Origin of the sequence: Acinetobacter brisouioides, from assembly GCF_004331075.1 — a bacterium.
In the GTDB taxonomy this organism is placed as follows: domain Bacteria; phylum Pseudomonadota; class Gammaproteobacteria; order Pseudomonadales; family Moraxellaceae; genus Acinetobacter.
In genome coordinates, this window is record NZ_SJNX01000001.1 from 506,578 (window position 1) to 526,199 (window position 19,622).

Here is a 19,622-nt window from a genome sequence, read left to right on the forward strand (position 1 = left end):
CTAATTTAATGACGTGAGCGACGTGCCCATGCCAACTCAATCTGTTTCATTCGTGTCAGGGAGTCCAACACAAGCCCTCGCAAGTGTCGGCAAAAATCATGCATAAATAAAGTGGCTTGTTGCAAATTTTGGGTCAAAATAGCATCAATCATCCATTTTATGCGATTAAAGGTTTCCTCCAAATCACGTCGTGAGGTATTTAGGATTAAAAAATAGCAACGGCGCAGTGCAGGAAATAAGTCCTGAAAAAATTGAGTAAAATATAAATTATGAAACTGCCCTGCATGATTCAACAGGAAATAAAACCATAAATCATAAAATTGTTCAGACTGCATCTGTTTGACATACAATACTAACTGCTGCTCAAGCTGCTGAATTTTTTGTTTTTCACTAGATAGATCATGGTAAATAAAACATTGAATCAGTTGGCTCAGCAGCATGTCACAGCTTTCAAACAATTGGTTGACCTGCTCTGTGCTCATTTCGGTCACAATGGCACCACGACGCGGATAAATTTCAATTAAATGTGTGCGTTGTAGTAACAACAATGCTTCACGTACCGAACCGCGACTGACTTGCATATCTTTAGCAATCCGCAGTTCAGGAATACGTTCCCCTTCAAGCAACTCACCTGAAATAATTTGCTGTGCAATTTGATCGGCAATCTGTTCGGCAAGACATTGTGCGGGTTGCTGCAGCATGATTCACCTGTTTCATTTTTGATTTTGTTTTAATGCGTGGTCTGTAAAAGTTGTATCACACCCTGATAAATAAAATAACTCCCCACGGTAAAAAGTAAGCCGCTGAAACATCTTTTCAGTGTAGCGGGTGACAAGGCATGTGCCACTTTGGCACCAAATTTAGCTGTAACAAAGCTCATGATACTAATGCCAATAAAAGCATAAATATGGACATAACCAATTGCATGTGGAATGTGTATAGTCTGTTTTGCCCCGAACCACATAAAGCCAATTGCACCTGCAACTGCAATCGGAAAACCACAAGCAGCCGATGTAGCCACCGCCTTTTGGATCACTACACCGTGTTTGTTTAAGTACGGTACAGTCAGTGAACCGCCACCAATCCCAAAAATCGCAGAAGCTACCCCAATACCTGAACCCGCAAGTGCCTGTTGCCAAGCTGTTGGTAAATTCTTCGAAGTATCAACCTGTTGTTTTGCACCAAAGAACATGCGCTGTGACACCCAAAGCGCAAACACCCCAATAATGAGTTGCAAACTATGTCCTGATAAAACATCGGCAACGCCTGCCCCTAAAAATGAACCAATCACCAAACCTGGAGCAATATTACGCACCACCGACCACATCACCGCGCCTTTTTGATGATGCGCCATAATCGAACTTAAAGAGGTAACCATAATGGTCGCAAGCGATGTACCGAGTGCCATGTGCATAATGACATTGGGATCATAATGCTGCTGGGTAAACACCATATATAAAATTGGCACAATAATCAGACCGCCACCTACCCCGAACAGTCCTGCGGCAAAACCTGCAATTGCACCAATCAGTAAATATATGATTAACTCCATCTTATGTTTTCCCATGAATTGTTGATTATGGATGCGGATACTCGCCAATTACAGCAACTGTTAGAACAGTCGAACTGTACCCCTGATATTGTATTGCTCAAACACAGCACGACATCGACCAATGACGATGTGCGCGCACTTGCCCAGCAAGGCATGCATACTGCCCTTGTTTGCAGTGAAATACAAACCCAAGGTCGTGGGCAACATCAAAGACAGTGGCTGTCGCCCCAAGGCAACATCTATTTAAGCACACTCATTAACACCGAAACAGCGATTGATGGGCGTTTGGCACTTGAAGTTGCACTGAACCTGCTTCACATGCCTATACTGAAAGACTTTAATTTACAAATCAAATGGCCCAATGATCTATATAGTCATCAAGGTAAATGGGGTGGCATTTTAGTTGAGCCGATTTCTGCTCATCAGGCGATTGTCGGGGTTGGCATCAATATTATTACGCCGCCTGATCTGCAAAACCTTGATCAAGCCGTGACTTCATTAAGTGAATTGGGTTTGCACAATCGTAGTCGTATTGAACTGATTCACGACATCTATGTCGCGATTCAGCAGGCAAGTACATGGTTCAATCATGGCTGCTACAACTTGGCAGAACGCTTTAACCATGTAGCAATGTTTAAAGGACAATCGGTCAGTTTTGAGCATCAACAGGGTGTTGCTGAAGGGATATTCCTCGGGATTCAAAATGATGGCGGGATTGTACTCGATACGGCACAAGGTCAGACTGCGTACTATCAGGGACGTTTGCGCCCATTTCCTTCAGCACAGTAATCCGAGAGTATTATGCAAAATTTATGGCTCGATATTGGTAACACACGCCTAAAATACTGGATTACCCAAGGTCAAGAGGTCATTGAACACGGCGCAGAACTGCATTTGCAATCGCCTGCCGACTTGCTGCTGGGTTTAGTTCATCACTTTAAAGCGATGCAGATTAGCCGAATCGGAATTTCCTCAGTTCTGGATAAAAAAAACAATGATCGGATTAGTCGTATTTTAAAACGCCTCAACGCACCATTGGCGATAGCCAAAGTACAGCATGAATACGCAGGCTTACACTGTGGTTATGATGATATTCAGCAACTCGGGATTGACCGTTGGCTACAGCTTCTGGCAGTTGCTGCACCCGAACAGGATCTGTGCGTGATTGGTTGTGGGACGGCATTGACGATTGACCTGACCCAAGGCATGCAGCATTTGGGTGGCTATATTTTACCTAATCTATATTTACAACGTAATTCACTGATTCAAAATACCAAAGGCATTAAAATTCCTGATTCGGCATTTGAGCATTTGGAACCCGGACGAACGACCGTGGATTGTGTACATCATGGTATTTTGTTTGGGCTCATTAGCACCATTCAGAAAATTCTGGAACAATCGCCGCGTAAGCTGATTTTAACAGGTGGCGATGCTGCATTATTCGCCCGTTTTTTACAAGAGTATCAACCTGCTGTAGAAACAGACTTGTTATTAAAAGGGCTACAACATTATATTTCACACCACAAGAACAACGAATCAACAGAGGGATCATGATGAAAAGCAATTATAAAATTTTGTCTATACTGGCCTGTGGTCTCGCATTATCCGCTTGCCAAAGCACGACTGTACCCTCTGCACCTGCTCCAACCAGTTTAGGTAGTAGTGCAGCCTCCGAGCAATCGGTGATTGCCTACTTTTCTTCGATGCAGACAGGCGGCATTTTGTTGCTCAATAGTCGCTCTGCCGATGTATATCGGGTGTTAATCAAACATGACGAGCGCGGTTATTGGGTACAGGACTTTTATCAGGCATCACACCACCCACAGTCTAGCCCAGTCTTGCTGACCAACCCCGCAGATTTAAACAAGATTTCCCCGACATCGGTTGTCGGTGATTTAACTCTGTATTACCGTAATGGACAGGTCTATCAACGTGCAACGTATAATGCCCAGCATCGACCAATGGGTCAGGCAACCACTTATAATCCTCAAGGCAAGCTGATCGTACAGGAAGAAAACCGTGCTGATGGTTCGTATTCGGGGCGTTTTTGGTATGCAGAAACTCTGCATCAGGCGCTTAGCTTGGAGATGAATACCAAAAATCAGGTGACTATGGCAAAAGGTTGGGACCAACAACAGCATGCGATCCCTAGCAATCAGTGCTTTGCTGAAAAAACCTTAAATCCAAAAAATCAGCAAGATCAATGCTATCAGTTGCTGATACAGCTTTATCAAACGAGTGCCACCATGGCAGATTAAAGCTGTTCTTGCCCAAGTCAGATTTGGCTTGGGCATTTTTTATGCTATTTGAATGATGAACAACAATGAAAAAAATACTTTTAACTGCCCTATTGGCGTGTCATTTGGTCATTCCCATGACTGTGTCGGCAAAAACCATTAACAACATATTACCAACATCAAACTCGGTTCAAAAAAACCAGATTATTGCTTACTTTTCCCCAATTACTTGGGGCAATGAATATTCGGCCAAGGCCTTAACTAAAGGTTATTATCGTGTTTTTTTAGACAAAAATGCACAAGGTCAGTATCTGGTACAGGATTTTTATACCCAAACTCGAACCCCGCAGTCTGCTCCTTTCTGGTTGAGCAAGCCTGAAGATTTGCATAGTTTTGATCCCACTTCGGTCACAGGTGAGCTGAAACTATATTATGTAACGGGGGAAGTATTTTTTACGACTCAATACAATCAACAGCAGCAACTCATTGGGCCTAGCCAACTGTTGAATCGTCAAGGTCAACTGCTTTCACAAGAGACGATATATGCAGATGGTTCAACGCAAAGCGATTACTGGTATCACCCAAATGTACCTGCTTTAAAAGTAAAATTTGATTCAAATGGAAAAATTTTACAGGCGCAAGGTTGGGACACTGAAGGTAAAGCTATTGCGGCCAACGAATGTTTTGCTGAAAAAACGCTAGAACCTAAAAATCAACTAGATACCTGTTATTTGATCATGAACTTGCTGAATGATCGTAACCAAACACTTATTGAAGAGCCATAAAAAAGAGGCGCAATGTGCGCCTCTTTTTATACAGAAAATTTTATTTTTTCTGGTCGTTGCCACCAAATAATGGCCCCATACCACCGCCACCGCCACCGAACTGCTTTTGCATACCGCTGAGTGAACGCATCATTTTGCCCAAACCTGACGGATTGGCAAATTTCTTCATCATTTTCGCCATTTGTGCATGTTGCTTGATCAATTTATTGACTTCGGCGACATCCATACCACAGCCTGCTGCAATACGTTTTTTACGGCTTGGGTTCATTAAGTCTGGGTTACGGCGCTCTTTGAGCGTCATCGACAAAATGATGGCTTCCATCTTTTTAACTTGCTTTTCAGGATTGGCTTGCTGAATAGCTTGCTGTAAACCTGCACCGCTCATGCCAGGCAACTTATCCAAGAAGCCCATCATACCGCCCATTTTACTCATTTGCTCAAATTGCGTCAGCATATCTTCAAAGTTGAAGCTGCCGCCTTTTTGCAATTTTTTCGCCATTTTTTCGGCTTTTTCTTTGTCGAGTTTGCGTTCAACTTCCTCAACCAAAGACAATACATCGCCCATACCCAAAATACGCTGGGCAATACGTTCTGGGTGGAATGGTTCTAGGGCATCAAGTTTTTCACCCATCCCCAAGAACTTGATCGGCTTGCCAGTAATGGCACGCACTGAAAGCGCTGCACCACCGCGTGCATCACCATCAGTTTTAGTGAGAATTACACCCGTCAGTGGCAAAGCATCATTAAAGGCTTTTGCTGTATTTGCCGCATCCTGACCTGTCATGGCATCGACCACAAACAGAGTTTCAGTCGGTTTAACGGCCGCGTGTAATTCTTTAATTTCGCCCATCATGTTTTCATCGATGTGCAAACGACCTGCAGTATCGACAATCAACACATCAGCAAATTTAATTTTCGCCTGTTCAATCGCACGATTGACAATATCAATCGGTTTTTCATCTGCACTTGATGGAATAAATTCTGCACCAACTTCAGCAGAAACTGTTTCCAACTGTTTAATCGCCGCAGGGCGATAGACGTCGGCAGAAACGGTCATGACTTTTTTCTTTTGACGTTCTTTTAAGAAGCGCGCCAATTTTGCTGCAGTAGTGGTTTTACCCGCACCCTGCAAACCAGCCAATAACACTACCACTGGAGGTTTTGCTGCCAAATCCAGGCTTTGGTTTTCCTCACCCATCATTTTGGTCAGTTCGTCATGAACAATTTTGACAAAAGCCTGTCCTGGAGACAGTTGGCTCATGACTTCTTGTCCAAGTGCCTGTTCCTTAACTTTCGCGATAAACTCACGGGTTACAGGTAAGGCAACATCTGCCTCTAGAAGTGCCATACGCACTTCTCGCAGGGTGTCTTTAATATTGTCTTCGGTCAGTTGTCCTGTACCGGTAACATTTCTTAAACTCTGTGAGAGTCGTTCTGTTAAGGTGTCAAACATTGCAAATTCCGCTTAAAATGGTCTGTTGCAAAAAAATCTTTCTCAAAAATAGAAAATTTATGCATGAAATGCTATAGGATACTTGAGTTCACATCGAAATTATATCGCATAGCATGAATATTCATTATTCCAACAAAGGTTTGACATGATCAGTCTCCCCTTGGTGTACACGATACTGGCTTTAATCGCTTATACCACTGGTTTTTGGTACTCCTTTATGCACTTATTGGCGAAGCGTGAGCCAAACCGTTGGTTTATTGGCATCATTCTGAGCATAGGTCTGTTGTTACATGGCTATATTTTAGAACATGACATGTTAACAACACATGGGGTCAATTACGACGTTTTCAACTTAATGTCGTTTACTTCTGGTTTAATGCTGCTATTAAGCGCAGTATACAGCACCTATCGTCCCGTGATTGCCCTGAATTTACTGGGCATTCCTGTCGCTGCGACAGGGCTTATTTTTGGTTTTGCATTTAGCCATCCCGATCAGTTTACTGAAGAACACTCTCTTGGGTTGGATGTTCACATCATTTTGTCGCTGTCAGCTTATGCTGTATTGCTCATGGCCACCATTCAAGCAGTACTGATGTGGTTCCAAGACCGCGAACTCAAGAAAAAACAAAAACGCCTGTGGGTCAACTTGTTACCGCCTTTTCAAGTCATGGAGTCGCTGTTATTTGACATGCTCATGACAGGCTTTGTGGTCTTAACCATTGCTTTAGGCTTTGGGTTCTTCACCGTAGACAGCTTTTTGGGACAACATCTGGCACACAAAACACTGTTTAGTATTATTTCATGGTTTGTTTATGGGGTGCTGTTGGTTGGACATTTTAAATTTGGCTGGCGTGGGCAAAAAGCCATTCGCTTTACCCTGATCGGTTTTGCGCTACTGGCAGTCGGTTTTATTGGTAGTAAATTTATTCTGGAAATGATTTTAGGTCGTTAATCCTGCCCAATCACCCTAGACAGCGTTGTACAATTTGCGTATAACGCTGTTTTTATTTTAGGGCAATGCCATTGAAACTAATTCTTGCACCCATGGAAGGCTTAACCGATCCGATTATGCGTGATGTGCTAACGCATGTAGGCAGTTTTGACTGGTGTGTTACAGAATTTATTCGAGTCACCGATAGTCTGTTGCCTGAGCATATTTATGATAGCTACTGCCCTGAACTAAAAAATGGTGGTAAAACTGCTGCTGGTACGCCCGTACATGTGCAATTTTTAGGAAATAATCCCGACATGCTCGCAGCCAATGCCGTCCGTGCAGTTGAACTCGGCGCACCTGCGATTGACCTGAATTTTGGCTGTCCTGCCAAAACAGTGAATCGTCACCGTGGCGGTTCGGTATTACTCGATGAACCCGATGTAGTGCATCTACTGGTGAAAGCCGTTCGTGATGCGGTGCCTGCACATATTCCAGTGTCTGCCAAAATGCGCTTGGGTTATCTCGATGAAAACCACACCATGGACAACGCACATGCGATTGAAGATGCGGGTGCAAGCTGGCTCACGGTACATGCTCGCACCAAAGCTGATGGTTATACCCCACCTGCCTACTGGGAAAAAATTCGACCTATTCGCGAAGCACTAAAAATCAACGTAATTGCTAATGGCGAGATCTGGAATTATCAGCATGCACAGGCATGCCAAGCCCAGTCTGGCTGTGAAGATTTAATGCTTGGACGCGGTGCAGTGACTACCCCTGATTTAACCCAGTGTATTCGGCAAAAATCCGATCATGCACTCTTGTCTTGGCAAGATTTGGTTGAACTGCAAATTCGCTTTTTAAACGGCCCAAGTAAAACCGAAATTGGCATGGTCGGACGTTACAAACAATGGCTGGGCATGATGAGCAAAGCCTACCCTGAAGCCAAACAACTTTGGGATGAAGTCAAACGTATAAAAATCCTTGAAGATGTGATTCAGCAACTACAGCGCAGCACTCAAGGCTGAACTTTGTTCATAAACTGCAACTTGTTGTTTAAGCCAGTCTAAAAATAGATGGGTTTCAGGTTGTACGGTCTGCCCTTCGGGAATCACACTCCAATACGCCCACGGATATGCTGCTACAGTCTTCGAAATTTTCTTGAGCACACCTTGCTGCACCAAATCAAACACCACACTCTTACGCTCCAAAGCAATGCCTAAACCACGGCGCAACATTTCAATCACCACATTGGAGTCATTGACTTGCAATAAGGTCTGCTCAGGCAAAGTCAATTGAGTTTGTTCACACCACAAATTCCATGCTTCCATTGATGAAATTATAGGGGTTTCAATAATCTGCTGATCAGAAAAATACAGTCGTCCCTGTTGGAAATCGGTAGCTGCGACCACCCATAATTCATCATAGAACAAGAGATCTTTCTGCGCTGCCGCCCGCCAGTCGCCATTACCCATACGAATCGCGATATCTGCATGTTGTTCAGTCAGATCACTAACTGTTAAATTAACCTGCAATTTTAGTCGAATCTGTGGGTACTGTTGGCGAAAATCTAGCAGCCGAGGCGCAAGCCAATGTGCGGCAAAGGACGGTAAAGTTGCAATCACCAGTTCAGCCTGACGAGGATTACTTTTGAGCTGAAAGGTCGCATCTTCCAGTGATTTCAATGCATCACGAATTTGAATCGCATATAAACGTCCATCTTCTGAAACCATAATTTTCTTGGCTTGGCGCTGTAATAACTGTCGCCCCAAATAAGCTTCCAGTGCCTTGATCTGCTGACTAATGGCCGAATGTGAAACATGCAGTTCTGCTGCGGCTTGAGTAAAACTCCCCAATCGACTAACTGCTTCAAAGCTTTTCAGCATCTGTAATGATGGCAATTGTGCCATGTAAGTCTTCCTTACAGCCTGTGTTAGAAATACGAAAATCACCAGCAAATTATCTGTGTAAACTAATAAAAACCTTATGAAACACAGAGATTCACCATGAAACTTTATGGAATACTTGATTCACCTTTTGTACGGCGTGTTGCGATTAGCCTAGCGAGCCAACAGGTCAATTTTGAGCTGATTCAATTATCGGTCTTTTCCACTTTTAACGAATTTTCCCAAATCAACCCTGTAGTCAAAGCACCGACCCTGCTGTTGGAAGATGGCACGTATCTGATGGATTCGACTCTCATTCTGCAATATCTTGAACATCAGCAAAAGCTTAGCTTCTTTGCATTATCAGCTCAAGGTTATCAACTTTTGGGCCTGATTTTAGCTTTGGCAGAAAAAGCCGTGCAATATGTCTATGAAACTCAGTTGCGTGAAGAAAAACTACAAAATCCTGTATGGAAACAACGGGTCTTACTCCAAGCTGAAAAAGCTTGCCAAGCCATTGAACAGCAAATTCAAGGCTATCCATTTAGCCTAACAGATCAGGTCTGTATCAGCCTTGCAATTGTTTGGACATTTATCCAGAAAAAACTCACAGGGCTGATTGCTGAAGTGAACTATCCACACATCACCCAACTACAGCAACAGATGGAACAGACTGAGGTTTTTCAGCGCTATGCCTATCCGTAGGCTTAACCAATTGAGGGATGCTTTGCTTCACATCCCTCACACTTATTTCACCTGACTGACATAACTCGGTAAATCCCATGCCCCGCCCAATTGAATCATACGACACATGCCTGTAGTCTCATCTGAGCTTTTCATAAAGTTTTGACCATTCCAGACCCACTGAGCATGCCACCAGCAATCTCCCAAACCGCGACCTTTTTGTGCCGCATCAATTACACCATTTTCATAGCCTGAAGCACTCACAGTAATCAGTTGCGGTTTATACGGTTTTTGCTGCTGAACAATCCAGTAGCCATAGCCTTCGTTATACGCTCCGCGCCAGCATAAACCACTGACCAGAAAACGTTTATTGGGTAAGACTGCTTCAACTTGTGGCTCAAACTTGGTGTATTCATTATTTTCAGTCAGGCTGGAACATTCCTGATCATCGGATTTGTTTTTTGCTTGCTGCACTTTCAAGTTTTGGGTCAGAAGACTCCAATCCACTTGTTTTTGCCAAAGCTTTAAATTGGCGACTGGAATTTTCTGTTGATGAATAATCGGCATCGGCAAGGCAGGCAAAACCGACTGTTCAGAGTGATTGCCCACACGAATCAATGCAGATGGCGTATTTAACCGACCTTGCTGTTCATCAACTTTCAGTAAGACTGCATTTGCCCCTGCACTTGACAATTCCCAGCGCGATTTACCTGCAGCAAAATAAATGCGTTGACTGCCTTTTAACGCATTTAACAATGCACGTGTTTGCATTGCATTTAAATCACCACCTGCATCTTTAAGGGGAATTCTGCCTAATTTTTGCTGACCAACCCAGAAATCGACCGCTTTAGGAATTGGTGCATCTTCTGCATCCCCGACATCGGCAAGTTGAACTTGTGTAGTGACTGGCTGATTTACCCCTGCTTTACGGGTCAGCAACACAGATACCCTTGATTGGGCTTCATCAGCTGAATAACCCGCAACACGACAGGTTCGGGTGTTATCACAGACCATTTCCCAGTCTTTATACTGAAATGACCGATCATCGGCATGGGAAAAGACGCTCATACCACTACTCAGCAAAATACCAACAGCTATACTTTTTTTCATTTTCACTATTTTTATCAGATACAAAAAAGCTGATTATGCAGAAAACGATTACTTTTATGCTGTAACAAAATTGCAAATTAGCTGAGAATAAATCATGTTGCCCATTTTAAAAACAAGCTTCATTTCAGGCAGCCTATGCCTTGCCATAAACTCTATCGCACATGCGGATTGGTCAGAAAATGAAACCCAGCAACTTAAATTCTGTACCACACTCGCAACAAAAAACAGCCAAGCACAGCAGCACTATCAAAAAGCGCAATATCTACAGGCACGTAAAATTTGGACTGAACAAGTGGGCTATCTGGAAAGCTGTTTACGCTTAAAGGAAGATCCGAGTGACTTAGCCAAACAGATATTTACCGCGAAAAATTCAGCCTATTTGAGCCAAAACAGCCTAGATACCTTATACAACAGCATTGCCCTGACCTATATCAAAACACATGACTATGGCAAAGCCAAAGCATGGCTAAGTCTTGCCCCAAAATCGGCAAAAACCGCATTTAATTTAACACTGATTCCACAACAAATTATAACAAAGAGTCTTGCAGGTGAATACTGGATGTACGCAGGTTTAGGTGCTTGGCAAACTTATACCGTCAAGGCTCAAACAAACCAGCAATATTACATTCATTTTGAAGGTTTATATTTTGGTTTAAATGGTCTGCTGTATGGTCCAAATTTGGGAGAATATGAATATCAAAGCAAGATTCAACAACAGCAATCCACATGGACTTATCCAGATCCGCTTGAACAGGAATTTTGTCGCATTCAACTCAAATTTCAGGGCAATCAACTTCATGTCACCACAAAAACCAATGGTTCACCTGACAGCAGTTGTGGCTTTGGGCACAATGTCACAGCCGATGGTGAATATATTAAAGTTTCCTAAAAATACTGTAAAAATAACAGTGAGCTAATTTTAATTCGGAACAGTAAAGACAAGTTCATCATCTGCAACGTATAATTTTATCTAGGTAAAATATTCGTGCAAACTGTACATTTTTTATCACAAAGCACTTTTTGACTAGGGAAAATACAACTTGAATCTTGGGCTACATCGCATTCGCCGAGTCACTTACAATGCATCGCTGATGTATAACTTCCGTATGGCTATTGCTTTTATCGGAACAGCTTTTGTGCCTTATTTTCTGCATTTTCAACTGGCGACCATTCCTCTGACTTTAGGCGTGGTTGCAGCAGGTTTAAGTGACATTGATGACCGCTTTACCGTACGGATTTTAAACCAGTTTTATACCTACTTTGGTTTTTTTGTCGCCGCGAGTTCAGTACAGTTACTCTTTCCCCATCCTGTGTTTTTTGCACTCAGCCTGATTGTCGCTTGTATTGTACTGATTTTACTGGGCTCACTGGGTCGGCGTTATTCCACCATTTCTTATGGCTGTCTGGTGGTGTCTGTATATGCCATGCTTGGCGTGCATTTGTTCGATGAATGGTACATGCAGCCGTTGCTGCTTGTAATAGGTGCAATCTGGTACGGTATTTTATCAACAATCAGTTTTTTGCTGTTTCCGATTCGCCCTGTCCAAGTCAAACTGGCACAAAGTTATGCCTGTCTTGGTGATTTTCTATTTGCCAAATCCAACTTGTTTGATGTTGATATGACACCAGAGAGCTATCGGCAAAGCATGATTGACCTGTCGATGGAAAATGGCAAATTAATTGCACTCTTTAACGATATGAAAACTGCATTGTTGACTCGCCTCAAAGGTGACCGTGGGCAAAAAGATACTCGCCGTAGTCTACAATATTATTTTGTGGCGCAAGATATTCATGAGCGCGCCGATTCTGCACATATTGACTATCAACAACTGGCAGACAACTTTAAACACAGCGATGTGTTATTTCGCTTTCAGCGTATTTTGTCTCTACAAGGCAAAGCCTGTAAGGACTTAAGTGATAACATTATTAAACAGACACCCTATCAGCACAGTAAACGCTTTAAATACAGTTTTGAAAACTTACGTTTATCACTGAAAAAATTACCTGAGCAATATCCAGATGATCCTATATGGGTCAACGCCCTGACCTCTCTGTATCAAAACCTAAAATCTATTGATGGGCAATTACGCAATTTGGAAGCCGAACGTGCGATTAGCCTAGATACCAGCAAGCAACAAGACCAACAACTCAAAGATGATGACTTAAAAGGCTGGGCAGATATCAAAATCCGTATCTGGCAAAACCTGACCCCAGAATCTGTTTTATTTCGTCACGCAATCCGTTTATCTATCGTGTTGTTCTTTGCCTATGTTTTTGTGCAGCTCACGCACAATCATATTCAATATGGCTACTGGATTTTACTAACCGCTTTATTTGTCAGCCAGCCCAACTTCAACGCCACCAAGCGACGTTTACGCTTAAGAATCTGGGGGACTTTACTGGGTATTCTGATCGGTCTTGTCATTTTAAAATTTATTCCATCGACTGAAGGGCAACTGATTGTACTGATTCTCAGCGGGATTTTGTTCTTTGAACTACGCAGTAAGCAATATGCTCAGGCAACTGCATTTATCACCATTTTGGCACTGATTAACTTCAACCTTGACGGTTTAGGCTCGACAGCCGCTCTACCGCGCATGATTGACACGATTATTGGCTGTGGCTTTGCATGGTTTGGTGTCACATTTATTTTCCCTGACTGGAAATTCCGCCGCCTGCCGCATAGTATTCGCCGTGCACTCAACGCTCAATGCGATTATTTAGCTGAAGTCGTACAACAGTACCGTCAAGGGCGCAACAACGGGCTAGATTATCGGGTTAAACGCCGTACCGCGCACAATCGCGATGCTGAACTCGCCTCTTTGATTTCTACACTCGCAACCGAACCCGATTTTGACCCAAGCCAAAAAACCGCAGCGTTTGATATACTTTGCCTGAGCCATACTTTTTTAAGTTATATTGCGGCTCTCGGCGCACATCGAGAACAATTACACGATCAGGAAATTTTGACCTTGCTTGATACAGCACTGGATGATATTCAAGGTGTATTATTGCGTGATGAACACCCAGATTTGAATTCCAAAAATATGCTACAAAGCATTCGTCAGCGCTTATCACAAAACAATGAAAATGATCAGAAAGCACTGATCATTTTACAACAGCTCTCACTGATGTTTGGTGTACTTGAACAATTGATGACGCTAAAACAAAACCTGAGTAATGAACATAATACTGATGCCAGTGAATTGGCATCACTTTAAATACTGCGATTTTGGTGTAATATGTTGACGTTTCGCCAATGTTTAATGCTAAACTTTTTGAGTATCTATTTGTAATTATTCGCTATGACCGCTAAAACCTTATATGCATATACTTTGCAACCCGTAAATTATGAAGTTTCTGAAGCCGAACAGCGTAATGCGCAGTTGATGATTTGGCGTAGTACCAACAAAATCAGCCTTAAAGCTTGGGCAATTATGGGCGCTGTGGTGGTACTGGCTCTTTTGGGGATTGCCCTGATCAAGAACTATTCCACGATTTTTTGTTGGGTTGCGATTGTCTGTGTCATCGTTTATCTACTCATTCGCAAATTTGGTTTAGAATGGTATGTGAAACGCAAAATGAACGAATTTCCAACTCAAGAAATTAAAGGAATTCGTTTAGGTGTACAACCTCATGGTCTAGTCATGCGCCAACAAATGGGTGCACAAGAAGGTGTGGGAACTGTAGGCTGGAAAGATATGTACGAATGGTACAACACGCCTGAATTCCTACTCATCAACTTTAAAGTCAAAGATCAGCAAGGTGCATATATCTTGCCAAAACGCATGGATTCGAGAAACTTCCCTTTTGAAACCATTCGCAAACACTTAAAAGAAAGTGTCGGCGAACCTAAACAAATCTAAAGCATAAAAATATAAAAAAACCTCCTATAGGAGGTTTTTTTATTGCTCAGCAATCAGCAATCAGCAATCAGCAATCAGCAATCAGCAATCAGCAATCAGCAATCAGCAATCAGCAATCAGCAATCAGCAATCAGCAATCAGCAATCAGCAATCAGCAATCAGCAATCAGCAATCAGCAATCAGCAATCAGCAATCAGCAATCAGCAATCAGAGCTTAAAGCAAAGTATGAGATATAAAAAATATAAGTAACAAAAAAGAAGATTTTAAAAATATGGTGGGCGCTGACGGGATCGAACCGCCGACATTCTGCTTGTAAGGCAGACGCTCTACCAACTGAGCTAAGCGCCCTATATAGGGAATGGACTTAAGAAATGGCGCAGCGGACGGGGCTCGAACCCGCGACCCCCGGCGTGACAGGCCGGTATTCTAACCAACTGAACTACCGCTGCATGGTAAACCTAAAAGTTAAGTCGCTAAAACTTTTAAGTTGAATATGGTGGGCGCTGACGGGATCGAACCGCCGACATTCTGCTTGTAAGGCAGACGCTCTACCAACTGAGCTAAGCGCCCTCATAAGGTTTGGACTTTAAAATGGCGCAGCGGACGGGGCTCGAACCCGCGACCCCCGGCGTGACAGGCCGGTATTCTAACCAACTGAACTACCGCTGCACGGTAAACCTAAAAGTTAAGTCGCTAAAACTTTTAGGCAAATATGGTGGGCGCKGACGGGATCGAACCGCCGACATTCTGCTTGTAAGGCAGACGCTCTACCAACTGAGCTAAGCGCCCCAAAAGCGTTTATGTAAATGGCGCAGCGGACGGGGCTCGAACCCGCGACCCCCGGCGTGACAGGCCGGTATTCTAACCAACTGAACTACCGCTGCACTTACACAATATCGCATTTGTGGTACAAACAATGATTAAACTCTACAAGTGGCGCAGCGGACGGGGCTCGAACCCGCGACCCCCGGCGTGACAGGCCGGTATTCTAACCAACTGAACTACCGCTGCACTGAGAGTTTAACGTAAAGGCTTGGTGGGCGCTGACGGGATCGAACCGCCGACATTCTGCTTGTAAGGCAGACGCTCTACCAACTGAGCTAAGCGCCCTTAACGTCTTTATCGTTTGTGAGGTGCATTATAGAGAATCTTGATCTACTGTCAAACGCTTTTCGAGGCATTTCGTTATTTTTGTATCTGAATGATTAAAAAATAAGTCATTTTTCATCAAATGCTGTAAATCTCAGTAAAATGAGGCGTTATTTTAGCTTAAACCTCAAGTGAATCATAAATTTGTTGATCAATTTTACATTCAGACAAATACACCAAAGCATCCGTAGCAATAGATTCAAATAGCTCGATAACATCCTGATTCCGCATGCGGATACAACCATGCGAAGCTGCTATGCCCATTGGTTGATTATCTGGCGTACCATGAATATAAATGTAACGGCGATAGGTGTCACAACCCTCACCAAGGTTAAAGCCCTGCTCTAAACCTTGTAACCATAAAATACGAGATAGTATCCAGTCACGTTCAGGAAACTGTGCAGCATAATCTGCCGAATAAATTTCACCTGTGGCTTGGCGGGCTATAAAAACACTATTGACGGGTAAATCTTCACCAAATTTTTCTGCAATTCGATGCCAGCCTCTTGGTGTTTTCCCACTATTTTCAGCTTCACCGATTCCATTTTTTCCAGAGGAAATCAGATATTTCTTCTTCAGTTTAGGCAATATCAGAGTTTGAGTCTCAAGATCTATTAAAATATCAGTATCTTGCAAGAAAGTCGGAAGCATTATTATTTTCTCAAATCGTGGGCAGTCGGTTCAGGTCGTTGCCACAGCCAAATAGCAACCATTAACATCGTGATATCGGTAAATAGCTTAACAAGGAGTGGCGCTCGGGTAAACAACATGATTATCGCGCTGACAAACATCATCCCCAATGCCCAATATTTGGCTTTACGTGGTACGGTGCCATGTTCACGCCAATTACGCAATGTTGCACCATATTTGGGATGATTGAGTAACCATGCATCCATCTGTGGCCAGCCTTTCGATGCAGCCCACGCAGCTAAAATCAAAAAAATGGTGGTTGGCATTCCAGGTAAAATGGCACCAATCATTGCCAATACGACAAAAATAATGACCAGAATGCGCCAAAACAATGTTTTCATTCAACAACCTGCTCAGATGAACAATGCTAGTATAAAGTCTTCATTGTGATTGGTGTAATTTTAATGACTCACCCCATACTGCCTTTACACCAGAACGATTATTTTGAGCCTTGGCTAAATTTCAAACAACCTTGTGTGCGACAACTGGCTTTTGCAATTGCCAGCCCAAATTTACTGTGTAATTTGCCTTTGGAACTGGAGATTCGACACCGTTTTCAGCTACATAGTGCTGCCACATGGCAACAATATTATCTTCAGTATCAGCCTCGTCTAAAGCAACTGGATCACGACCCTGCTCCATTACAGCAATTTCTCGCACAACTCAAAAGTACGCGCTTAGGACTACGCTTTGAAATGTTGTTGTGGTTCTGGTTACAAGACAATCCTGAACAGCGTTATCACCCCTATGAGCTATTAGGGCATAGCCTGCAACAGATTGATGGCGCAAGAACCTTGGGTGAACTTGATTTTGTGGTATTTAATCATCAAAGCCAACAAGTTGAACATTGGGAAGTAGCATTAAAGTATTACTTGGCAGAACGTGATTACAGCTTACCTTTTTGGTATGGCTTAAACCGTGATGATACATTCTTAAAAAAACTGCGCCATTTTACCGACCACCAATTTCAGTTCAATGAGATTTTTGAGCGCCATATTCAGCAAAAATTTGCAGTAGTCAAAGGGCAACTTTTTCTTCCTGAATGTCAATTATTTGCAACTCCATCATGGATCTCAACACAACGTCGCTTAGGGCTCTGGGGGACATCCATTCCCAAACAATCCATGCAGCATTTAACACGCCATGAATGGATTTGTCCTAATTTTCAATCAACCTCAACTCCTGCTCAATGGTGGTCTAACGGCTTATATTATGACGCGAACACGCGACTTACTTATATGTATCGCCAACCAGCCTTGATTGATTCTGTATACAAATGCTACAAAGCAATTACATTTTAAATGTCAAACATCAATACTTTTTTAAATACGGCTTGTTTATGCTTGATCCTACAGTAACAAAAAATGACATACTGGAGCGTCTTAATGAAAAAAATTTTATTTGTCTCAATCTCATTAGCAGTTGTTCTTACAGGTTGTAATACCATACGCGGCATGGGTCAAGATGTATCCAAAGCGGGGAGTGCTGTATCAGATACCGCAACAAAAACCCAAGATAAAATGTAATAATACAATGATGTCAAAAAACCTTATCTTTCTGATAAGGTTTTTTTATTGCTGACTTTCCCCTATCATAATCAACAAATTTTATCCTGCTAGATTTTTGCTGCTTATGTCTACCTCCGAAACTCTTGATCTTAGTCTAGAACTTTTACGTCAGCCCTCTGTGACACCTGTTGATCATAACTGCCAAACCATAATGGCAGAGCGCTTGGCAAAAGCTGGCTTTCATATTGAGCCAATGCGTTTTGGAGAAGTTGATAACCTTTGGGCGCGTCGTGGTACAGCCGAACCTGTTTTCTGCTTTGCAGGTCACACTGATGTAGTACCAACAGGTAATCTAGAGGACTGGAAAACCCAGCCATTCCAACCAGAAATTAAAGATGGAAAATTGTACGGTCGTGGCAGTGCTGACATGAAAACAGCCCTCGCTGCCATGGTGGTTGCAACCGAACGTTTTGTTGAAAAACATCCCCATCATAAAGGTTCTATTGCTTATTTGATTACTTCCGATGAGGAAGGCCCTGCAATTAATGGCACAGTAAAAGTGATTGAAACTTTAGAAGCACGTCAGGAAAAACTGACTTGGTGTCTTGTAGGCGAACCATCGAGCACTGATCGCCTTGGTGATATTGTTAAAAATGGACGCCGTGGATCTCTCAATGCCGTTTTAACTATTCAGGGCAAACAAGGTCATGTTGCCTACCCTCACCTTGCCAACAACCCGATTCACCAGGCTTCTGCTGCACTAAATGAACTTTGCAATACTGTCTGGGATCATGGCAATGAATATTTTCCAGCGACTTCATTCCAAATTTCTAACATTCATGCAGGTACGGGCGCAACCAATGTCATTCCTGGAACACTCAGCGTAACTTTCAATTTCCGTTACTGCACGGAAGTCACTGCTGAACAATTACAAGCACGTGTGATTAAAATTCTCAACAAGTACAAACTCAACTTTGAAATTCAATGGACACTCTCTGGTTTACCATTCCTTACTCCAGTAGGTGAACTCGTTAAAGCAACCCAGCATGCGATTCGTGAGGTTTGTGGAATTGAAACCGAATTGTCGACCAGTGGAGGTACTTCAGATGGTCGCTTCATCGCACCAACAGGCGCGCAAGTCCTTGAATTAGGTGTACTCAATGCAACGATTCATCAGGTCAATGAACATGTCAATGTTGATGAACTTGAGCCTTTAGCCCGTATTTATGAAGAAATTCTGGTACAACTTCTTGCCTAACTTACCCCAAATAAAAAAGCCTTCGTAACTGAAGGCTTTTTTATTTTTTCAATTCAACTTAAACAGAAATTCCCAGTTCACGTTGAATTTCTACCAAATTAGGAATCTGATACTGCTTGCCCTCAGACACAACATATTGGAAAACTTTAGGGTCATCAATCAGTCGATCATCATCAACAACCTCAGAGATACGTAAGCGAATACCTCGTGGCATTTCATTGCATAACAAAGCAAATCGCTGAGCAGCCTCGTCCCCTTCAATGACTAAGGCAATGCCCTCTTTCATATCAGGATGATGAATTGCATAAATTGGCAAATTAACATCATGCCAAGTGAGTACATTGGCTTGCGTCTCTGCATTTTGTGCTGACAATACAATATTTTGAGGGATCAGCATGGGCACTTGGTTATAACATTCAATGATATAAGCATCAATAAAGCCTGTAGATACTGAAATTAAATGTTGCAGCTCTTGCTGGTCAATATTATGTACACGTTCGGTATTCATC

Annotated in this window: 21 protein-coding genes and 8 tRNA genes; 13 read left to right on the plus strand and 16 right to left on the minus strand. The window is 42.8% G+C overall.

Annotation, left to right across the window (positions count from 1 at the left end):
• Window positions 1-5: 5 nt before the first annotated feature.
• Window positions 6-701: a GntR family transcriptional regulator gene (locus tag E0H77_RS02380; RefSeq protein ID WP_131374702.1), complete on the minus strand. Its 696-nt coding sequence runs from the start codon at window positions 699-701 to the stop codon at window positions 6-8.
• 29 nt (window positions 702-730) lie between these two features.
• The gene (locus tag E0H77_RS02385) at window positions 731-1,552 is read right to left on the minus strand and encodes a sulfite exporter TauE/SafE family protein (RefSeq protein WP_131374704.1); all 822 of its coding nucleotides are present in this window, start codon (window positions 1,550-1,552) and stop codon (window positions 731-733) included.
• A 27-nt stretch (window positions 1,553-1,579) separates the two neighbouring features.
• Here E0H77_RS02385 and E0H77_RS02390 point away from each other — a divergent pair, with 27 nt between their 5' ends.
• The 4 genes from E0H77_RS02390 to E0H77_RS02405 all read left to right on the plus strand — a co-directional run bounded on the left by E0H77_RS02390 (window position 1,580) and on the right by E0H77_RS02405 (window position 4,574).
• Entirely contained in the window at window positions 1,580-2,341 is a 762-nt protein-coding gene (locus E0H77_RS02390) for a biotin--[acetyl-CoA-carboxylase] ligase (protein WP_165491475.1), read from the plus strand.
• Between the two features lie 12 nt (window positions 2,342-2,353).
• Window positions 2,354-3,106, plus strand: coding sequence for a type III pantothenate kinase (locus E0H77_RS02395; RefSeq protein WP_131374708.1), 753 nt, complete (start codon window positions 2,354-2,356; stop codon window positions 3,104-3,106).
• Window positions 3,106-3,810, plus strand: a complete 705-nt coding sequence (locus E0H77_RS02400; protein ID WP_131374710.1) for a toxin-antitoxin system YwqK family antitoxin — start codon at window positions 3,106-3,108, stop codon at window positions 3,808-3,810. Before E0H77_RS02395 ends, E0H77_RS02400 begins: the two co-directional genes overlap by 1 nt.
• A 65-nt stretch (window positions 3,811-3,875) precedes the next feature.
• Complete coding sequence (locus E0H77_RS02405) at window positions 3,876-4,574, plus strand: hypothetical protein (RefSeq protein WP_131374711.1); 699 nt, start codon at window positions 3,876-3,878, stop codon at window positions 4,572-4,574.
• A gap of 40 nt (window positions 4,575-4,614) precedes the next feature.
• Here E0H77_RS02405 and ffh read toward each other — a convergent pair whose 3' ends face one another.
• Complete coding sequence (gene ffh / locus E0H77_RS02410; protein ID WP_131314949.1) at window positions 4,615-6,027, minus strand: signal recognition particle protein; 1,413 nt, start codon at window positions 6,025-6,027, stop codon at window positions 4,615-4,617.
• Window positions 6,028-6,172: 145 nt separating this feature from the next.
• Between ffh and E0H77_RS02415 the strand changes: the two genes are divergently transcribed.
• Window positions 6,173-6,979: a cytochrome C assembly family protein gene (locus tag E0H77_RS02415; protein ID WP_131314950.1), complete on the plus strand. Its 807-nt coding sequence runs from the start codon at window positions 6,173-6,175 to the stop codon at window positions 6,977-6,979.
• Window positions 6,980-7,050: 71 nt separating this feature from the next.
• Window positions 7,051-7,989 (plus strand): tRNA-dihydrouridine synthase, encoded by a 939-nt coding sequence (locus tag E0H77_RS02420; protein WP_131374712.1) that lies wholly within the window; start codon window positions 7,051-7,053, stop codon window positions 7,987-7,989.
• Here E0H77_RS02420 and E0H77_RS02425 read toward each other — a convergent pair.
• Window positions 7,966-8,871: a LysR substrate-binding domain-containing protein gene (locus tag E0H77_RS02425; RefSeq protein ID WP_131374713.1), complete on the minus strand. Its 906-nt coding sequence runs from the start codon at window positions 8,869-8,871 to the stop codon at window positions 7,966-7,968. The genes E0H77_RS02420 and E0H77_RS02425 overlap by 24 nt on opposite strands.
• 96 nt (window positions 8,872-8,967) lie before the next feature.
• On the opposite strand from E0H77_RS02425, the gene E0H77_RS02430 reads away from it, so the two are divergent.
• On the plus strand, window positions 8,968-9,552 hold the full coding sequence (locus tag E0H77_RS02430; RefSeq protein ID WP_131374714.1) for a glutathione S-transferase family protein: 585 nt from the start codon (window positions 8,968-8,970) through the stop codon (window positions 9,550-9,552).
• A gap of 42 nt (window positions 9,553-9,594) precedes the next feature.
• Here the strand turns inward: E0H77_RS02430 and E0H77_RS02435 are convergent, their stop codons facing one another.
• Entirely contained in the window at window positions 9,595-10,599 is a 1,005-nt protein-coding gene (locus E0H77_RS02435) for a DUF1176 domain-containing protein (protein WP_228258278.1), read from the minus strand.
• A 136-nt stretch (window positions 10,600-10,735) separates the two neighbouring features.
• Between E0H77_RS02435 and E0H77_RS02440 the strand changes: the two genes are divergently transcribed.
• The 3 genes from E0H77_RS02440 (at window position 10,736) to E0H77_RS02450 (ending at window position 14,507) form a co-directional block, all read left to right on the plus strand.
• Window positions 10,736-11,530 (plus strand): hypothetical protein, encoded by a 795-nt coding sequence (locus E0H77_RS02440; protein WP_131374718.1) that lies wholly within the window; start codon window positions 10,736-10,738, stop codon window positions 11,528-11,530.
• 151 nt (window positions 11,531-11,681) lie between these two features.
• Window positions 11,682-13,862: a YccS family putative transporter gene (gene yccS, locus E0H77_RS02445; RefSeq protein ID WP_131374720.1), complete on the plus strand. Its 2,181-nt coding sequence runs from the start codon at window positions 11,682-11,684 to the stop codon at window positions 13,860-13,862.
• Window positions 13,863-13,946: 84 nt separating this feature from the next.
• Window positions 13,947-14,507 carry a hypothetical protein gene (locus E0H77_RS02450; RefSeq protein ID WP_004750745.1) on the plus strand — a complete coding sequence of 187 codons (561 nt, stop codon included), beginning with the start codon at window positions 13,947-13,949 and terminating at the stop codon, window positions 14,505-14,507.
• Window positions 14,508-14,780: 273 nt separating this feature from the next.
• Here E0H77_RS02450 and E0H77_RS02455 read toward each other — a convergent pair.
• The 10 genes from E0H77_RS02455 to E0H77_RS02500 form a co-directional block, all read right to left on the minus strand.
• Window positions 14,781-14,856, minus strand: a tRNA-Val gene (locus E0H77_RS02455).
• Between the two features lie 24 nt (window positions 14,857-14,880).
• Window positions 14,881-14,957: transfer RNA gene (locus tag E0H77_RS02460), tRNA-Asp, on the minus strand.
• 45 nt (window positions 14,958-15,002) lie between these two features.
• Window positions 15,003-15,078: transfer RNA gene (locus E0H77_RS02465), tRNA-Val, on the minus strand.
• Window positions 15,079-15,100: 22 nt separating this feature from the next.
• A tRNA-Asp gene (locus tag E0H77_RS02470) sits at window positions 15,101-15,177 on the minus strand.
• A 44-nt stretch (window positions 15,178-15,221) separates the two neighbouring features.
• Window positions 15,222-15,297: transfer RNA gene (locus tag E0H77_RS02475), tRNA-Val, on the minus strand.
• An 18-nt stretch (window positions 15,298-15,315) separates the two neighbouring features.
• Window positions 15,316-15,392: transfer RNA gene (locus E0H77_RS02480), tRNA-Asp, on the minus strand.
• 50 nt (window positions 15,393-15,442) lie between these two features.
• A tRNA-Asp gene (locus E0H77_RS02485) sits at window positions 15,443-15,519 on the minus strand.
• Window positions 15,520-15,542: 23 nt separating this feature from the next.
• Window positions 15,543-15,618 (minus strand) — tRNA-Val (locus tag E0H77_RS02490).
• A 159-nt stretch (window positions 15,619-15,777) separates the two neighbouring features.
• The gene (gene elsL, locus E0H77_RS02495) at window positions 15,778-16,308 is read right to left on the minus strand and encodes a cell wall-recycling L,D-carboxypeptidase ElsL (protein WP_131374722.1); all 531 of its coding nucleotides are present in this window, start codon (window positions 16,306-16,308) and stop codon (window positions 15,778-15,780) included.
• A gap of 2 nt (window positions 16,309-16,310) precedes the next feature.
• Window positions 16,311-16,688: a YbaN family protein gene (locus E0H77_RS02500; protein ID WP_131374724.1), complete on the minus strand. Its 378-nt coding sequence runs from the start codon at window positions 16,686-16,688 to the stop codon at window positions 16,311-16,313.
• Window positions 16,689-16,751: 63 nt separating this feature from the next.
• Between E0H77_RS02500 and E0H77_RS02505 the strand changes: the two genes are divergently transcribed.
• The 3 genes from E0H77_RS02505 (at window position 16,752) to dapE (ending at window position 19,113) form a co-directional block, all read left to right on the plus strand.
• Window positions 16,752-17,648 (plus strand): DUF1853 family protein, encoded by an 897-nt coding sequence (locus tag E0H77_RS02505; protein WP_171478293.1) that lies wholly within the window; start codon window positions 16,752-16,754, stop codon window positions 17,646-17,648.
• A gap of 84 nt (window positions 17,649-17,732) precedes the next feature.
• Window positions 17,733-17,873 carry an entericidin A/B family lipoprotein gene (locus E0H77_RS02510; protein WP_131374728.1) on the plus strand — a complete coding sequence of 47 codons (141 nt, stop codon included), beginning with the start codon at window positions 17,733-17,735 and terminating at the stop codon, window positions 17,871-17,873.
• Window positions 17,874-17,979: 106 nt separating this feature from the next.
• Window positions 17,980-19,113 carry a succinyl-diaminopimelate desuccinylase gene (gene dapE, locus E0H77_RS02515; RefSeq protein ID WP_131374730.1) on the plus strand — a complete coding sequence of 378 codons (1,134 nt, stop codon included), beginning with the start codon at window positions 17,980-17,982 and terminating at the stop codon, window positions 19,111-19,113.
• 58 nt (window positions 19,114-19,171) lie between these two features.
• On the opposite strand, the gene E0H77_RS02520 is transcribed toward dapE, so the two are convergent.
• Window positions 19,172-19,621 carry a hypothetical protein gene (locus E0H77_RS02520; RefSeq protein ID WP_131374732.1) on the minus strand — a complete coding sequence of 150 codons (450 nt, stop codon included), beginning with the start codon at window positions 19,619-19,621 and terminating at the stop codon, window positions 19,172-19,174.
• Between the last annotated feature and the right edge of the window lies 1 nt (window position 19,622).

Coding starts and splice junctions, on each gene's coding strand:
- E0H77_RS02415 (WP_131314950.1), top strand. CDS start 6,173: ATGATCAGTCTCCCCTTGGTGTACACGATACTGGCTTTAATCGCTTAT.
- E0H77_RS02450 (WP_004750745.1), top strand. CDS start 13,947: ATGACCGCTAAAACCTTATATGCATATACTTTGCAACCCGTAAATTAT.
- elsL (WP_131374722.1), bottom strand. CDS start 16,308: ATGCTTCCGACTTTCTTGCAAGATACTGATATTTTAATAGATCTTGAG.
- E0H77_RS02405 (WP_131374711.1), top strand. CDS start 3,876: ATGAAAAAAATACTTTTAACTGCCCTATTGGCGTGTCATTTGGTCATT.
- E0H77_RS02395 (WP_131374708.1), top strand. CDS start 2,354: ATGCAAAATTTATGGCTCGATATTGGTAACACACGCCTAAAATACTGG.
- E0H77_RS02385 (WP_131374704.1), bottom strand. CDS start 1,552: ATGGAGTTAATCATATATTTACTGATTGGTGCAATTGCAGGTTTTGCC.
- E0H77_RS02510 (WP_131374728.1), top strand. CDS start 17,733: ATGAAAAAAATTTTATTTGTCTCAATCTCATTAGCAGTTGTTCTTACA.
- ffh (WP_131314949.1), bottom strand. CDS start 6,027: ATGTTTGACACCTTAACAGAACGACTCTCACAGAGTTTAAGAAATGTT.
- E0H77_RS02390 (WP_165491475.1), top strand. CDS start 1,580: ATGGATGCGGATACTCGCCAATTACAGCAACTGTTAGAACAGTCGAAC.
- E0H77_RS02380 (WP_131374702.1), bottom strand. CDS start 701: ATGCTGCAGCAACCCGCACAATGTCTTGCCGAACAGATTGCCGATCAA.
- E0H77_RS02400 (WP_131374710.1), top strand. CDS start 3,106: ATGAAAAGCAATTATAAAATTTTGTCTATACTGGCCTGTGGTCTCGCA.
- E0H77_RS02435 (WP_228258278.1), bottom strand. CDS start 10,599: ATGAGCGTCTTTTCCCATGCCGATGATCGGTCATTTCAGTATAAAGAC.
- E0H77_RS02440 (WP_131374718.1), top strand. CDS start 10,736: ATGTTGCCCATTTTAAAAACAAGCTTCATTTCAGGCAGCCTATGCCTT.
- E0H77_RS02505 (WP_171478293.1), top strand. CDS start 16,752: ATGACTCACCCCATACTGCCTTTACACCAGAACGATTATTTTGAGCCT.
- E0H77_RS02520 (WP_131374732.1), bottom strand. CDS start 19,621: ATGAATACCGAACGTGTACATAATATTGACCAGCAAGAGCTGCAACAT.
- dapE (WP_131374730.1), top strand. CDS start 17,980: ATGTCTACCTCCGAAACTCTTGATCTTAGTCTAGAACTTTTACGTCAG.
- E0H77_RS02500 (WP_131374724.1), bottom strand. CDS start 16,688: ATGAAAACATTGTTTTGGCGCATTCTGGTCATTATTTTTGTCGTATTG.
- E0H77_RS02425 (WP_131374713.1), bottom strand. CDS start 8,871: ATGGCACAATTGCCATCATTACAGATGCTGAAAAGCTTTGAAGCAGTT.
- E0H77_RS02430 (WP_131374714.1), top strand. CDS start 8,968: ATGAAACTTTATGGAATACTTGATTCACCTTTTGTACGGCGTGTTGCG.